This is a genomic window from Rhodococcus sp. KBS0724, from assembly GCF_005938745.2.
Classification (GTDB): domain Bacteria; phylum Actinomycetota; class Actinomycetes; order Mycobacteriales; family Mycobacteriaceae; genus Rhodococcus_F.
The window spans coordinates 4081834-4094347 of record NZ_VCBX02000001.1 but is presented as its reverse complement, the minus strand read 5'-3'; the positions used below and the strand labels follow the sequence as shown (position 1 = coordinate 4094347).

Genomic DNA, 12514 nt, shown 5'->3' with positions numbered 1-12514 from the left:
GGGGTACTTCGGAGGGGTGGATCGACGCATCGCAACCCCCACACTTGCGAAACTCGATACTCCATGCCGGTTCCGGGATCGTGCCGTCTTCGTCATGCACGTCGAACCTGCCTAGCTCAACCCGCGTGGCGTTGTGATTAAGCTGCCCGACCGCCTGAGCGAGAGCCACGGTGGTTTTGCCCCAGCCCGGCTCGGATTCTGCGAGAACTTCGGCGCTAGTGGGAATACTTGGTAGCATCATGGTGATTCAATTCCTTCTGGTGGTTGGGATTGCTTGTCACGTCCCCGGATCTGCTCGAACAGATCCGGGGACACTTGCGTTAGTGGTCGCTGTCTGTGTCGGTTGGATGCTGCTCTTCGAACTCAACCAACGTCCGGCCCAACTGGCCGGCCTCCGCGGCGGTGAGGTACACCGTCCGACGTTCAACACTGTCGCCAATATCCAGGGCGATGCTTTCGTTCTCGCCGTCGAAGTCGCCCAAGCCCACGAACGCGACCCCGTTCTCGATCGGCTCGACAGGCTCGGCATAGAACGCGAATGTCGCGGGCTTGAGCGTTACCTCGATTGACTGCGGCGGAATGATCGAGATCTCGTAGGTTCCCCGATACTGGCCGGGGTCGGCCGACAGTGTCCCCGTGAGCGTTTGAGCGGAATCCTGATTCGGGTCGCAGTGCCACAGATTCGAGAAGCTACGACCGTATTCGATCTCGACATGTGAGCGGACCCGGCGGCCGTCCGAATACTTGCCAGTTGAAGGATCGAAACCGGGCTCAAGTACCTGGACCACTTCGAGCATGTGCTTCGCGAGGTGCTCGATGGTGTCGATCGGATCGCTGATCGCGTTCTCGATCCGGTCTGCATCTTCGCGGGATAGATCGGAGTACGCGTTGCAGCCAATCGCATCCACGGCCCAATCAGTCTGTGTCTGAACGAATGCAGTGAGATACTTGAGGGCGTCGAGGCTGGTGAATGATGACATGTAGGTGCTTCTTTCGTGGTGGTTGGTGTAAACGCTTCAGATGTACGGCCATTCGGCCCAGCTCAAGGGACTGAAGTAAGTTCCTCGGAGATAAGGACTTTGGACGGCTTGGCGCCCAGAACGGCTAGGGCGTCGAGTATTTGAGGGGTCGGTCGGCGGGTCCGGATTGCGGTCGACCAGGACTTTCGAGTCATCCCCGTTCGGCGCTCGAGTTCGAGCAAGGTGCAGATGCCGTTAACTCGCTTCACTCTCTCGATCTCGTCCAGACTGAGTAAAAACATTCTCTTTTTCACCTCCAATCTGTTCGATATGGGTAAAAACTAACCCTGTTGCGAGTGAATGGCAACCATGTAACTCACTTTTCGGGAAGTTAACTACTCATACGTGCAGGTTGGGTTACATTTGACGGGTAAAAAGTTACCCACTACAGTGTGGACATGCCTGATCCAAGACAGTGGTTTAGTGAAATGGCCAAAAGGCGAATCACCGTGACCGAGATAGCCGACCATCTCGGCGTATCACGGAAGACTGCTCAGACCAGGATTACTGAAGGGCTGGAGGCTGGCGATTTAATTGCCCTTAGTCGGGCCCTCAACTTGAACCCTGCTGATGCTCTTGTGGAACTTGGAATCCTCACTCACGACGAGGTTTTCACTTTCATGGACAGTGACGGCACGACCCTGTCAACGGCGACAGATGCTCAACTGGCATTGGAGCTTGCAAGGCGGCTCGACAGCGAACTTGATCAGATGCTGAAGAAGCGTGATGGAAGCGGCGACTGAATAGCCCCAATCGCCGCTTGGCGTGGTTGAATTCGTCGGGTCAGGATACTTCTGCGAAGGCAAGTTCCCAGACCCATGCGGGATACGAATTCACCTTTCCGTAGATCTGGTGCGATACCTTCACTGCTTCAATGCCGCTTTGCTTGGCAATCGTGGTCGCCTTCAGGCCGACCTTCCGAAGGTGGGCGGCACTGGTGTTCAGGTCATGAAGTCGGGCGTAGCCAAGTCCGGCAAACCAATCGTGACGCCCCTCGATCGCGTCGAGACGTGCCTCTGTCTTGGCTGACTGGGCTTCACTCTTAATTGCGAGAGCCTTGGCCTCGGACGCTTCGCGCCGAGATTCTTCGAGCTGGTCGATCATTCCGCGCAGGATGTCGAACTCACTCTTGGGCTTTGGCGTGGCGGCACGTTCCTCGATATCGAGAAGGTGGGATCGCACCTGCCGGGCCACGGGGGAATCGCGGAACAGCATCGCCAGCCGAGTCATTGCGCGCCGATTAAAAAGCGCGATCTGACGAGCTTGAGGGCTCAAATTTGAGAGGGAGCCGAACTCCGTCTCAAAAATCGACCGAGTGACGATTCGGTAGCCATCTGATTCGAGCTCTTCGCGGTTCATCTTCACGTGCCAGCGAATCGCTTCGACATCAACCTCAAAGAAGGTTGCTACCTGCTCGGTGGTTGCATGCATGTCGTCGGGGAGCAAGGACAATACCTTCACCTTGTCGAGCACTTCGGTGCGTGCAGCGAGGGTGTCACGCTGGGTGCGCGCTGCCGGAATAGTCAGGTCCACGACCTCACTCGCACTCGGGACGGTTGTATTGTTCACTTTGAACTCTTTCTTTGAAGGAGATTGAAGTTCGGAACGGCGCTAGTCACATATGCGGTTGCCGCCGCGTGGCTGGTGTCGTTTCTTGTGTTGGCGGGCATCTAGAGAATGCCGCCGCGAGTCGTTGCGGCCTCTCTCGCGGCAATCCATTTCTCCAGTTCGCTGAGGCGATACACGACCCGCTTTGGGGTCAACGCAAAGCTTGCCGGGCCGCGATCGACGCTTCGCCAGAATCTCAAGGTGCCAGGGGCAATTCCTGTCAATTTGCTTACTTCTGTGGTGGTCAGATGCTTCTCGATCATGGGTTCGATTTGTTCCGTTCGGGCGGGGCTCGAAAGGTGCATTGCTTCCTCCATTAGGTTTGTTCTTGCCAAATAAGAAGTACACCAGTTCAAGGTAGCTTGCAACCTCCTCGTGGTGATAGTTTGCTCGTATGGGAAACGACTGGGTTGGCAGTGCTGAGGATGCAGGTCCGGAAGATCGGTTCGGAAAGCGAGTGCGCCAGGAGCGTGAGGCTCGTGGGTGGACTCAGGCGGACCTTGCTCGGGAACTGCAAAGGGTTGGGCTAAATCTGCACCCGTCAGCAATTGCGAAAATCGAGTTGCGCAACGTGGCACGCCCTCGTGCGATCCGTTTGGATGAAGCGGAAGCGATAGCGAAGGCCTTCGGGCTCTCGGTTGACTCGATGTATCAGTCGGCCGGGAATCGCATTCGTACGCTCGGAAACCAGACCGGTGCCTACATCAATGAGATGGAATTACTGATAGCCAAGGGTAGGCAACTAAGTTCAGAGTTGAATGCCCTGACCGTCGGAATCGACGATGATGAACGACGAAACCTTCGAGATCAGCTCTCGATTGATGCTTTCGAAGGCATGCTGGCCACCGTCGCTGACTCGGTGGAATCGGTCATTCAAGACGTTGTTGCACGTGCAGAGTCTGGCTTGCCATCGAACGACGGATTCGTAATGACGCTGCCGCCTTCGCGATTCAGTCGATACCGAAATCAAGTCGAGGCTGCGCGCACCAACATTCTCGAGAGTGGCGACGAAGAGACTAGAAAGAACCATCAGTCCGAAGGTTCCGGACATGGTGCGTAATCGGCGCGCTGGCGTTGAGGATCGATGGACTAAAACCGTCCGCGAGGGTGAGGTCGAAAAGAAGGTTCCATCAGCGAATGATGGCAAGGGCAAGCGCTGGCGGGCGCGGTACGTCGATGACCTCGGCACAGAGCATGCCAAAGGCTTCGACAAGAAGGTCGATGCTCAAATCTGGCTAAATGCGGCCACGACCGCACTCGGTCAAGGCACTCACGTCGCCCCACGTGACGCCCAGATAACGGTGCAGCAATGGTGCGATCAGTGGATTCTTGGATACGAAGTCCATCGAGACTCGACCGTGAGACAAGCACGTACTCACATTGCCCAGATCGCGACAGAGTTCGGGAAGATGCGACTCGCGGCGGTGCGCCCGTCGGCAGTGAAGACCTGGACGTCGAAGCTGAAGGCAGACGGGTTCGCGGATTCGTACGTGTACGCGTTACATTCGCGGCTGTCACAAATACTCGGCGACGCGGTTCATGATGGACTGCTCGGTCGCAACCCATGCTCCCGTCGGACATCGCCGCCTATGGGGCACGCGAAGGTCTACGTCATCACTACAGAACAGTTGTGGGCGCTGCACGATGCAATGCCCGAGCACTATCGGGTTGCGATTCTGCTTGGTGCATTCGCCGGCCTTCGTATCGCCGAAGCGTCGGCACTTCGAGTGAATGATGTGGATTTCATCAGAGGAGCTGTCCACCCGAAACGGCAATGGCCGGACAGACCGCTGAAGACCCGAGGGAGTGACGCGTCGATTCCGGTGCCTCAGACGCTGGCTCTCATGCTGTCGGCATCCGTGAAGCAGTGGCCGCACGAGCAGATGGTCACGAATGGCGCGGGCAAAGCCGCGGCGCCATGGTTGGTCGAGCGAGCATTGCGGGATGTGAAGGACGCGGGGGAGATCGATCTGCCTGAGGAGTTCAGCTACCACGATTTGCGTCACTACTTGGCATCGCTGCTCATCGCGTCGGGTGCAGATATCAAGACGGTTCAAGCACGGATGCGGCACGCGAGTGCTAAGACAACTCTCGACGTCTACGGCCATCTGTGGCCGGACGCAGACGAGTCCACCCGCTCTGCGATCGATGCTGTGATCACTAAGCGGATGGACTCGGCTAAAACTGCTGCGGACGCTCTGCGGACGGAAGGCTAAGTCAGCCGGTTCCAGCGCAGGTCAGCGACCGATACAGATCACACGTCGTAGTAGAGCTCGAACTCGTACGGGTGCGGACGCAGGTTGACGGGAGCGATTTCCTGCTCACGCTTGAGCGAGATCCAGGTCTCGATCAGGTCGGTGGTGAAGACGCCACCCTCTGTCAGGTACTCGTGATCGGCTTCGAGGCGGTTGATAACCGTTTCGAGGCTGGTCGGAGCCTGCGGGATGTTGCGAGCCTCCTCCGGGGGAAGCTCGTAGAGGTCCTTGTCGACCGGAGCCATCGGCTCGATCTTGTTCTTGATGCCGTCCAGGCCGGCCATCATCTGTGCAGCGAAGTTGAGGTACGGGTTACCCGAGGAGTCGGGTGCGCGGAACTCGAGACGCTTTGCCTTCGGGTTGTTGCCCGTGATCGGGATACGGACGGCTGCCGAGCGGTTGCGCTGGCTGTACACGAGGTTGATGGGAGCTTCGTAGCCCGGCACCAGACGGTGGTACGAGTTGATGGTCGGGTTGGTGAAGGCCAACAGCGACGGAGCGTGGTGCAGGATGCCGCCGATGTAGTGGCGAGCCATGTCCGAGAGGCCTGCGTAGCCGGACTCGTCGTGGAAGAGGGGCTTGCCGTCCTTCCACAGGGACTGGTGGACGTGCATGCCCGAGCCGTTGTCACCGAAGAGCGGCTTCGGCATGAAGGTGGCGGACTTGCCGTGCTGCCAGCAGGTGTTCTTGACGATGTACTTGAAGAGCTGCAGGTCGTCAGCAGCTGCGAGCAGCGTGTTGAACTTGTAGTTGATCTCCTGCTGTCCGCCGGTGCCGACCTCGTGGTGGCCGCGCTCGAGCTCGAAGCCCGCATTGGTCAGGTTGGTGGAGATTTCATCGCGCAGGTCCACGTAGTGGTCGTACGGAGCGACGGGGAAGTAGCCACCCTTGGCGCGAACCTTGTAGCCGAGGTTGGGGGAGCCGTCGGCGTTGGTCTCAGCGCCGGTGTTCCAGGATCCGGAGATGGAATCCAGCTCGTAGAAAGCGGAGTTCATGCCGGAGTCGTAACGAACCGAGTCGAAGATGTAGAACTCGGCCTCGGCGCCGAAGAATGCGGTGTCCGCGATGCCGGTGCTGACCAAGTACTCCTCGGCCTTGCGGGCAACGTTGCGCGGGTCGCGGCTGTAGGACTCACGAGTGAACGGATCGTGGACGAAGAAGTTGATGTTGAGGGTCTTCGCCTTGCGGAAAGGGTCGATCTGGGCCGTGGTGACGTCAGGAAGCAACATCATGTCGGATTCGTGAATCGACTGGAACCCGCGGACGGACGAACCGTCGAACGCAAGGCCGTCTTCGAACACGTCCTGGTTGAAAGCAGACGCGGGGATCGAGAAGTGCTGCTGTACGCCAGGCAAGTCGCTGAAGCGAATGTCGACGTACTCGATGTTCTCGTCCGCGATGTACTTTATGACCTCTTCGGCCGTGGTGAATGCCACGCTGGTGCTCCTTAAGTCGCTTCAGCCAACTGTATGAAAGGTTGAATCCGTCGAGCCAGACGGTAGGTATCTGGTGTTGCCCGCTCGTCAACCCTTTGTTTCGCCAGTGTTACACGTCGAATTGTCCTGGGGATTTCCGAAATCTGTGTGATCAGCTCCACAGTTAAAACACGGCAATCTGGACTACGGTGCTACGACGCCTATCCTGGACAGCATGGCACGTATCACCGGAACTTGGCTCTCGGGGCCGCAAGCAGCTTTGCCGAAGAACGCCGATGGACGTGAGCAGGCGTACCGCGGTGAGAATCTTGGCTTCCCGCAGGACGGACCGGGATCGCTTGTCGGCTCCGGCCGACGCCTGGGCGCGCTCATGATCGACTGGGTCATGGCGGTCGGCGTTGCCTCACTGATCACTGGTGACTTTTTCGACGGCCAGACGTCGACCATCACCTTGATCGTGTGGTTCATCGTGGGAGTGCTCACGCTCACCCTCTTCAACTTCACACCCGGGCAATTCGTGATGGGTCTGCAGGTGGCGCGAATCGAAGGACCCATCCGGGTCGGGTTCGTTCGCGCTCTCGCTCGCCAGGCGCTGCTCGTGTTTGTCATCCCGGCAACAATCACCGACATCGACGGTCGCGGAATGCAGGACCGAGCGACGGGCACGCTCCTCGTTCGCTCACGCTGAACACTCGATAGAACAAAAAATGACCCGAGTCCTCGACGGACTCGGGTCATTCTTGTGTGAGCGGAATCAGCGGCGACGAATCGTGCGCTGCATACCCTTCATCTTTGCGCCGCCGGGCATCGGGCCCTTCGGCAAAGCTGCTCCGCCGCCGCGCGCGCTCAATGCAGCGAGGCGACCCTCGATGTTGTCCATGCGCTTGGTGTCGATGTTGCGCGGCAGCTTGTTCAGGTAACGCTGGAGCTGCGAGAGAGGAACCTGGCCCTCGTCGTTGCCGATGATGATGTCGTAGATCGGGGTGTCGCCGATGAGGCGAGCAGTCTTCTTCTTCTCCTGCGCGAGGAGGCCCTTGACGCGTTGCGGCGAACCCTCGGCGACGAGAATGACGCCCGGCCGTCCAACGACGCGGTGAACGGCATCGAGCTGGGTGGTGCCGGCGACGGCATTCGTGACGCGCCACGCGCCCTGCATGTTGTCGAGTGCCCAGGCAGCGGCCCCGGCCTGGCCTTCAGCCTTCTTGTACACCGATTTCTGCACACGGCGACCGAAGATGATGAAGGCACCGAGAATGCCGAGAACGAGGCCGATCGGCAGCAGGAACCACTCGATGCCCCAGATGAGGCCCACCAGGAAGAAGACCAGAGCGGCGCCCACCAGGGTGCCGATCATCAGCGGCAGAAGGAGCTTGTCGTCCTTGCGCTGCATCTGGAATGCCTGCCAGAGCTGAGTTCTGCGTTCCTTGGAAGCCTGCTTGCGGGCAGCCTTCGCTGCAGCCTTTGCCTCTTTGGTGGGTTTGCCCTTACCGGATTTGCTGCCGTTCGCCATGTGACCAGGATACGTCCATTGCTGTGCGCCTTTACTAACCGCCCGCGGTTAATAAAGGCGCACAGCAAAAAGTGGATCAGCGAGCGAGGCGCGCCATGAGTGAGCTGGCTTCCTGGGAAGCGTCTCCGCCCTCGGTGAGATGGCGCTGTGCTTCGGGGAGTTCGCGGCCGTGATGGGCCATGGCCTGCGCATACAGGCGTCCGGCGCGGTACGACGAGCGCACGAGCGGCCCGGCCATGACGCCGGCGAATCCCATTTCTTCGGCTGCCTTGGAGTGCTCGACGAACTCTTCGGGCTTGACCCACCGCTCGACCGGGTGGTGCCGCGGCGAGGGACGCAGGTACTGGGTGATGGTGAGGATGTCGCAACCGGCGGCATGCAGGTCGGCCATCGCCTCGGTGACCTCTTCGGGGGTTTCGCCCATGCCGAGGATGAGGTTGGACTTGGTGACCAGTCCGTACTCGCGGGCAGCGGTGATGACGTCGAGGCTGCGCTGGTACCGGAACGCGGGACGGATTCGCTTGAAGATGCGGGGGACGGTCTCGAGGTTGTGTGCGAGTACCTCGGGACGGGAGGCGAAGACCTCGTCGAGCAGTTCGGGCTTGCCGTTGAAGTCCGGTACCAGGTTCTCTACGCCGGTGCCCGGGTTGAGTTCGTGGATCTTGCGGACGGTTTCGGCGTAGAGCCAGGCGCCGCCGTCGGGGAGGTCGTCGCGGGCGACACCCGTGATGGTGGAGTACCGAAGTCCCATGGCCTGAACGCTTTCGGCGACGCGACGCGGTTCGTCGCGGTCGAGGGCCTCGGGTTTGCCGGTGTCGATCTGGCAGAAGTCGCAGCGCCGTGTGCACTGTTCGCCGCCGATGAGGAAGGTAGCTTCGCGGTCTTCCCAGCATTCGTAGATGTTGGGGCAGCCTGCTTCCTCGCAGACGGTGTGCAACCCTTCGCGCTTGACCAGGCCCTTGAGCTCCGAGTACTCGGGGCCCATCTTTGCGCGGGTCTTGATCCAGTTGGGTTTGCGTTCGATGGGCGTCTCCGCGTTTCGGATCTCGAGACGGAGCAGCTTACGTCCTTCTGGGGCGATAGTCACGAGGGTGATCCTACGCCCGGTGATTACTGCAACGGGGTTCGGGCGAGCGCGTCAGCTGTACTGAACGGTAGTAAAAGTCGGCGTAGGTGAGGCTTTCTCGAAGGTGACGCGTTCGATGTCCCGCACCGTGACGGGCAGGTTGCCGTCCAGCGCAGCGATGATCGCTTCGGTGACCGCCGGGGTGACCTCGGAAACGGTGACGTCTCGACCGAGTTCCTGCGACAGCGTCGTCACTCCGGCGTCGCGGATGCCACAGGGAATGATGTTGTCGAATCCGGTCAGGACCGAGTTGCAGTTCAGTGCAAAACCGTGCAGCGCGACGCCACGTTGGACGCGAACGCCGATGGCGGAAACCTTGCGTTCGGGCTTCCACTGGCCGCCGGACAGTTCAGCGGGCAGCCAGACACCGGAGCGGCCGTCGATTCTGCCGCACGTCAAACCCATGTCGGTGCAGACCGTGATCAGTGCTTCTTCGATGAGTCGGACATAGCGCACAACGTCGACCGGTTCGGCGAGCTTCACGATCGGGTACCCGACCAACTGACCCGGCCCGTGCCACGTGATTTTTCCGCCGCGATCGACATCGATGACGGGAGTGCCGTCGACGGGGCGATCCGCGGGTTCCGTTCGTCGTCCCGCCGTGTACACCGGAGGATGCTCGAGCAAGAGCAGCCTGTCTTGTCCGACGTTGTCCGCGCGCTCCGCGGCCAGTTCACGCTGGCGATCCCACGCCGCTGTGTAGTCGATCAACCCGAGGTTGTCGACGGTGATCGGCAGTTGCGACAATCGTGCGGATCCGGCAGCGCTACTCATGGCACTAGAGATTACGCCCGAATGCGAAGTCAATTCAGTGCGGCCGCCAGCGCTTCACCGATGGTGTTGTGGCGGAACGTGAATCCAGCATTTTCGAGCGCCGACGGTATAGCCCGTTGGCCACCGAGGATGCCACTTTTCGCGAACTCGCCGATCAGTGCTTCGAGGGCGAAACCTGGAACGATCCACGGCGCCGGGCGATGCATGATCCGCGACATCGCGTCGTTGAACTGTGCATTGGTGACCGGTGCGGGTCCGGTCAGATTTACCGGACCTGAGAGTGCGGGATTGGTGATGGCGAATTTGATTGCGTTGCACTCGTCTTCGAGTGATATCCACGGAAAGTACTGACGACCGTTGCCCAACCGACCGCCGAGGCCGAGTGAATAGATGCGACGCAGACGTCCGAGCATTCCGCCATGCGGCGAGAGCACAACGCCCGAGCGCAGATTGACCACCCGAGCGCCGCCTTTGCGGGCCGGTTCGGTGGCCAGTTCCCAGTCACGACATGTCGTCGCCAGGAAATCGGTGCCGGCGGGCGAGTCCTCGTCGACGATGCGGTCGCCGGTATCGCCGTAGTAGCCAACCGCGCTGGCATTGGCGAGAACCGGAATTTTTGCGCTGACGACGGCGTCCGCGAGCACGTCCGTCGCACTGATGCGACTGTCACGAATCTCTTGCTTGTAGGAACCGGACCACCGTTTGTCGCCGATGCCGACGCCACAAAGATTGACCACGGCATCAACTCCGTGCAGCACCGATGTGTCCAGGCGGTCACGATTGGGGTCCCACCGGGACTCGTCGGGACCGGTGGTCGGGCGACGCACCAAGCGCACCACATCGTGGTTGTCCGAGCGCAACGACGACACCAAGGCCGTTCCGATCAGACCGGACGAACCGGCTACGACTACTCGCATTCGGAAAATGCCTCCTTCGATCCAGTGGGCTTCTCTCTACGACCGTACTGAAAAAGCCGGGGCGCCACCTCCTGATGGAGATGGCGCCCCGGCCGAAACACAGCGTGCTTACAGGCCCAGATCAGCTTCGAACGAGGCTTCTTCCAACCGCTGCTTGACAGTGGTGAGGAATCGGCCGGCGTCGGCGCCGTCCACCAGACGGTGATCGTAGGTCAGCGGCAAGTAGATCATCGAACGAACACCGATGGACTCGTTGCCGTTTTCGTCGGTGACCACCATCGGACGCTTCACGATCGCGCCGGTTCCGAGCATGGCTGCCTGCGGCGGGACCAGGATCGGGGTGTCGAACAGCGCGCCCTGGCTGCCGATGTTGGTGATCGTGAACGTTCCACCGGACAACTCGTCCGGCTTCAGTCCACCTGAACGCGCACGCTTCGCGATGTCCGCGATAGCGCGAGCGATGCCGGCCAAGCCGAGGTCACCGGCATTGTGGATGACGGGAGAGAGCAGGCCCTGATCGGTGTCGACTGCGATTCCGAGGTGCTCGGAGTCGTAGTACGTGATCTGCTTTGCCGTCTCGTCGTAGCTGGCATTGATGTTGGGGTGTGACTTCAACGCCTCGACAACTGCCTTGGCGAAGAACGGGAGGAACGTCAGGTTGACGCCTTCTCGCTCGATGAAGCCGGCCTTGGCACGGGCACGCAGCGCGACGATCTTGGTGACATCCACCTCGAAGGTCTGCGTGAGCTGCGCCGTGGTCTGCAGCGATTCACGGGTCTTGGTGGCCGTGATCTGGCGGATCCGGTTGGCCTTCTGCGTTGTTCCGCGCAGATGAGCCAGCTCGGGGCGGACGCCTGCGGCTGCCTTCGCTGCCGGAGCGGCTGCAGCAGCGGCGGGTGCTGCCGGGGCAGCGGCGGCCGGAGCCTTCTTGGCTTCCGCGGCGGCAAGGACATCCTGCTTACGGATGCGTCCACCGACGCCGGTGCCGGTGACAGTGGCGAGGTCGACGCCATTGTCGTTGGCGAGCTTGCGCACCAACGGGGTGACGTACGGGCTGCTGTCACCCGATGCCGCGGGGGCTGCCGGTGCTGCCGGCGCTGCCGGAGCAGCAGGCGCGGGAGCCGGGGTTGCCGGAGCCGGGGCTGCGGGAGCCGGTGTAGGTGCGGGGGCTTGCGCCTTGGGTGCGGGAGCCGCTGCCGGTGCTGCCGGTGCGGGTGCCGCCGGTGCTGCAGCCGCGGGGGTGCCGGAGCCGATGACAGCCAACTGGCCGCCGATGTCTACGGTGTCGTCTTCCTGCGCACTGATCTCGAGCAGAATTCCGGCAACAGGCGACGGGATCTCCGTGTCGACCTTGTCGGTGGAAACCTCGAGAAGCGGTTCGTCGACGGCAACTTCATCGCCCACGGCCTTGAGCCAACGGGTGACGGTTCCTTCGGTGACGGACTCGCCGAGGGCGGGCATCGTCACCGGGGTGCCTTCGGCTCCGCTGCTGGGAGCGGCTGCCGGCGCTTCTGCTGCCGGTGCGGGAGCTGCTGCTTCTACCGGAGCTTCTGCTGCGGGTGCTTCTGCTGCCGGTGCTTCGGCGGCGGGCGCGGGTGCCGCTGCGGCGGGCGCTTCACCGGCTTCGCCGATGACAGCGAGTTCGCCACCGATATCCACGGTGTCGTCTTCCTGCGCGACAATCTTTGTCAGGACGCCGGCGACTGGAGACGGGATCTCGGTGTCGACCTTGTCCGTGGAGACTTCGAGCAAGGGTTCGTCGACTTCGACCGTGTCTCCTTCCTGCTTGAGCCACCGTGTGACAGTTCCCTCGGTGACGCTCTCACCTAGGGCTGGCATCTGGACGGAGAAGGCCATGTCTTTTGACTC

At 60.8% G+C, this 12514-nt stretch carries 13 protein-coding genes; 4 read left to right on the top strand and 9 right to left on the bottom strand.

The features are described from left to right. Nucleotides 1–320: 320 nt before the first annotated feature. Nucleotides 321–980 carry a hypothetical protein gene (locus tag FFI94_RS18770; RefSeq protein WP_138869156.1) on the bottom strand — a complete coding sequence of 220 codons (660 nt, stop codon included), beginning with the start codon at nt 978–980 and terminating at the stop codon, nt 321–323. Nucleotides 981–1417: 437 nt separating this feature from the next. Here FFI94_RS18770 and FFI94_RS18760 point away from each other — a divergent pair, with 437 nt between their 5' ends. Beyond that, nucleotides 1418–1762 (top strand): HTH domain-containing protein, encoded by a 345-nt coding sequence (locus tag FFI94_RS18760; protein ID WP_138869154.1) that lies wholly within the window; start codon nt 1418–1420, stop codon nt 1760–1762. A 40-nt stretch (nt 1763–1802) separates the two neighbouring features. Here the strand turns inward: FFI94_RS18760 and FFI94_RS18755 are convergent, their stop codons facing one another. After that, on the bottom strand, nt 1803–2552 hold the full coding sequence (locus FFI94_RS18755; protein WP_138869153.1) for a phage antirepressor: 750 nt from the start codon (nt 2550–2552) through the stop codon (nt 1803–1805). Nucleotides 2553–2689: 137 nt separating this feature from the next. Continuing rightward, nucleotides 2690–2932 carry a helix-turn-helix transcriptional regulator gene (locus FFI94_RS18750; RefSeq protein WP_397495464.1) on the bottom strand — a complete coding sequence of 81 codons (243 nt, stop codon included), beginning with the start codon at nt 2930–2932 and terminating at the stop codon, nt 2690–2692. Between the two features lie 89 nt (nt 2933–3021). Here FFI94_RS18750 and FFI94_RS18745 point away from each other — a divergent pair, with 89 nt between their 5' ends. Both FFI94_RS18745 and FFI94_RS18740 read left to right on the top strand, forming a co-directional pair. Further along, nucleotides 3022–3687 carry a helix-turn-helix transcriptional regulator gene (locus FFI94_RS18745; protein ID WP_138869152.1) on the top strand — a complete coding sequence of 222 codons (666 nt, stop codon included), beginning with the start codon at nt 3022–3024 and terminating at the stop codon, nt 3685–3687. Then, the gene (locus FFI94_RS18740) at nt 3677–4843 is read left to right on the top strand and encodes a site-specific integrase (RefSeq protein ID WP_138869151.1); all 1167 of its coding nucleotides are present in this window, start codon (nt 3677–3679) and stop codon (nt 4841–4843) included. Before FFI94_RS18745 ends, FFI94_RS18740 begins: the two co-directional genes overlap by 11 nt. A gap of 38 nt (nt 4844–4881) precedes the next feature. On the opposite strand, the gene glnA is transcribed toward FFI94_RS18740, so the two are convergent. Beyond that, nucleotides 4882–6318 carry a type I glutamate--ammonia ligase gene (gene glnA / locus FFI94_RS18735; RefSeq protein ID WP_003941609.1) on the bottom strand — a complete coding sequence of 479 codons (1437 nt, stop codon included), beginning with the start codon at nt 6316–6318 and terminating at the stop codon, nt 4882–4884. A 214-nt stretch (nt 6319–6532) separates the two neighbouring features. Here glnA and FFI94_RS18730 point away from each other — a divergent pair, with 214 nt between their 5' ends. Further along, nucleotides 6533–7006 carry an RDD family protein gene (locus tag FFI94_RS18730; RefSeq protein ID WP_138869150.1) on the top strand — a complete coding sequence of 158 codons (474 nt, stop codon included), beginning with the start codon at nt 6533–6535 and terminating at the stop codon, nt 7004–7006. A gap of 66 nt (nt 7007–7072) precedes the next feature. Here FFI94_RS18730 and FFI94_RS18725 read toward each other — a convergent pair whose 3' ends face one another. The 5 genes from FFI94_RS18725 to sucB form a co-directional block, all read right to left on the bottom strand. After that, the gene (locus FFI94_RS18725; protein WP_138869149.1) at nt 7073–7828 is read right to left on the bottom strand and encodes a DUF4191 domain-containing protein; all 756 of its coding nucleotides are present in this window, start codon (nt 7826–7828) and stop codon (nt 7073–7075) included. 76 nt (nt 7829–7904) lie between these two features. Next, on the bottom strand, nt 7905–8915 hold the full coding sequence (lipA, locus tag FFI94_RS18720) for a lipoyl synthase (RefSeq protein ID WP_138869148.1): 1011 nt from the start codon (nt 8913–8915) through the stop codon (nt 7905–7907). Between the two features lie 51 nt (nt 8916–8966). After that, nucleotides 8967–9728 carry a lipoyl(octanoyl) transferase LipB gene (gene lipB / locus FFI94_RS18715; RefSeq protein WP_138869147.1) on the bottom strand — a complete coding sequence of 254 codons (762 nt, stop codon included), beginning with the start codon at nt 9726–9728 and terminating at the stop codon, nt 8967–8969. Nucleotides 9729–9757: 29 nt separating this feature from the next. Beyond that, nucleotides 9758–10645 carry a TIGR01777 family oxidoreductase gene (locus FFI94_RS18710; protein ID WP_138869146.1) on the bottom strand — a complete coding sequence of 296 codons (888 nt, stop codon included), beginning with the start codon at nt 10643–10645 and terminating at the stop codon, nt 9758–9760. 108 nt (nt 10646–10753) lie between these two features. After that, nucleotides 10754–12502, bottom strand: coding sequence for a 2-oxoglutarate dehydrogenase, E2 component, dihydrolipoamide succinyltransferase (gene sucB / locus FFI94_RS18705; RefSeq protein WP_138869145.1), 1749 nt, complete (start codon nt 12500–12502; stop codon nt 10754–10756). Between the last annotated feature and the right edge of the window lie 12 nt (nt 12503–12514).

What these genes read in the sequence shown, in the direction of transcription:
- FFI94_RS18710 (WP_138869146.1), bottom strand. Translation starts at nt 10,645, where the DNA reads ATGCGAGTAGTCGTAGCCGGTTCGTCCGGTCTGATCGGAACGGCCTTG.
- FFI94_RS18740 (WP_138869151.1), top strand. Translation starts at nt 3,677, where the DNA reads ATGGTGCGTAATCGGCGCGCTGGCGTTGAGGATCGATGGACTAAAACC.
- FFI94_RS18760 (WP_138869154.1), top strand. Translation starts at nt 1,418, where the DNA reads ATGCCTGATCCAAGACAGTGGTTTAGTGAAATGGCCAAAAGGCGAATC.
- FFI94_RS18745 (WP_138869152.1), top strand. Translation starts at nt 3,022, where the DNA reads ATGGGAAACGACTGGGTTGGCAGTGCTGAGGATGCAGGTCCGGAAGAT.
- FFI94_RS18730 (WP_138869150.1), top strand. Translation starts at nt 6,533, where the DNA reads ATGGCACGTATCACCGGAACTTGGCTCTCGGGGCCGCAAGCAGCTTTG.
- sucB (WP_138869145.1), bottom strand. Translation starts at nt 12,502, where the DNA reads ATGGCCTTCTCCGTCCAGATGCCAGCCCTAGGTGAGAGCGTCACCGAG.
- FFI94_RS18725 (WP_138869149.1), bottom strand. Translation starts at nt 7,828, where the DNA reads ATGGCGAACGGCAGCAAATCCGGTAAGGGCAAACCCACCAAAGAGGCA.
- lipB (WP_138869147.1), bottom strand. Translation starts at nt 9,728, where the DNA reads ATGAGTAGCGCTGCCGGATCCGCACGATTGTCGCAACTGCCGATCACC.
- FFI94_RS18750 (WP_397495464.1), bottom strand. Translation starts at nt 2,932, where the DNA reads ATGCACCTTTCGAGCCCCGCCCGAACGGAACAAATCGAACCCATGATC.
- FFI94_RS18770 (WP_138869156.1), bottom strand. Translation starts at nt 980, where the DNA reads ATGTCATCATTCACCAGCCTCGACGCCCTCAAGTATCTCACTGCATTC.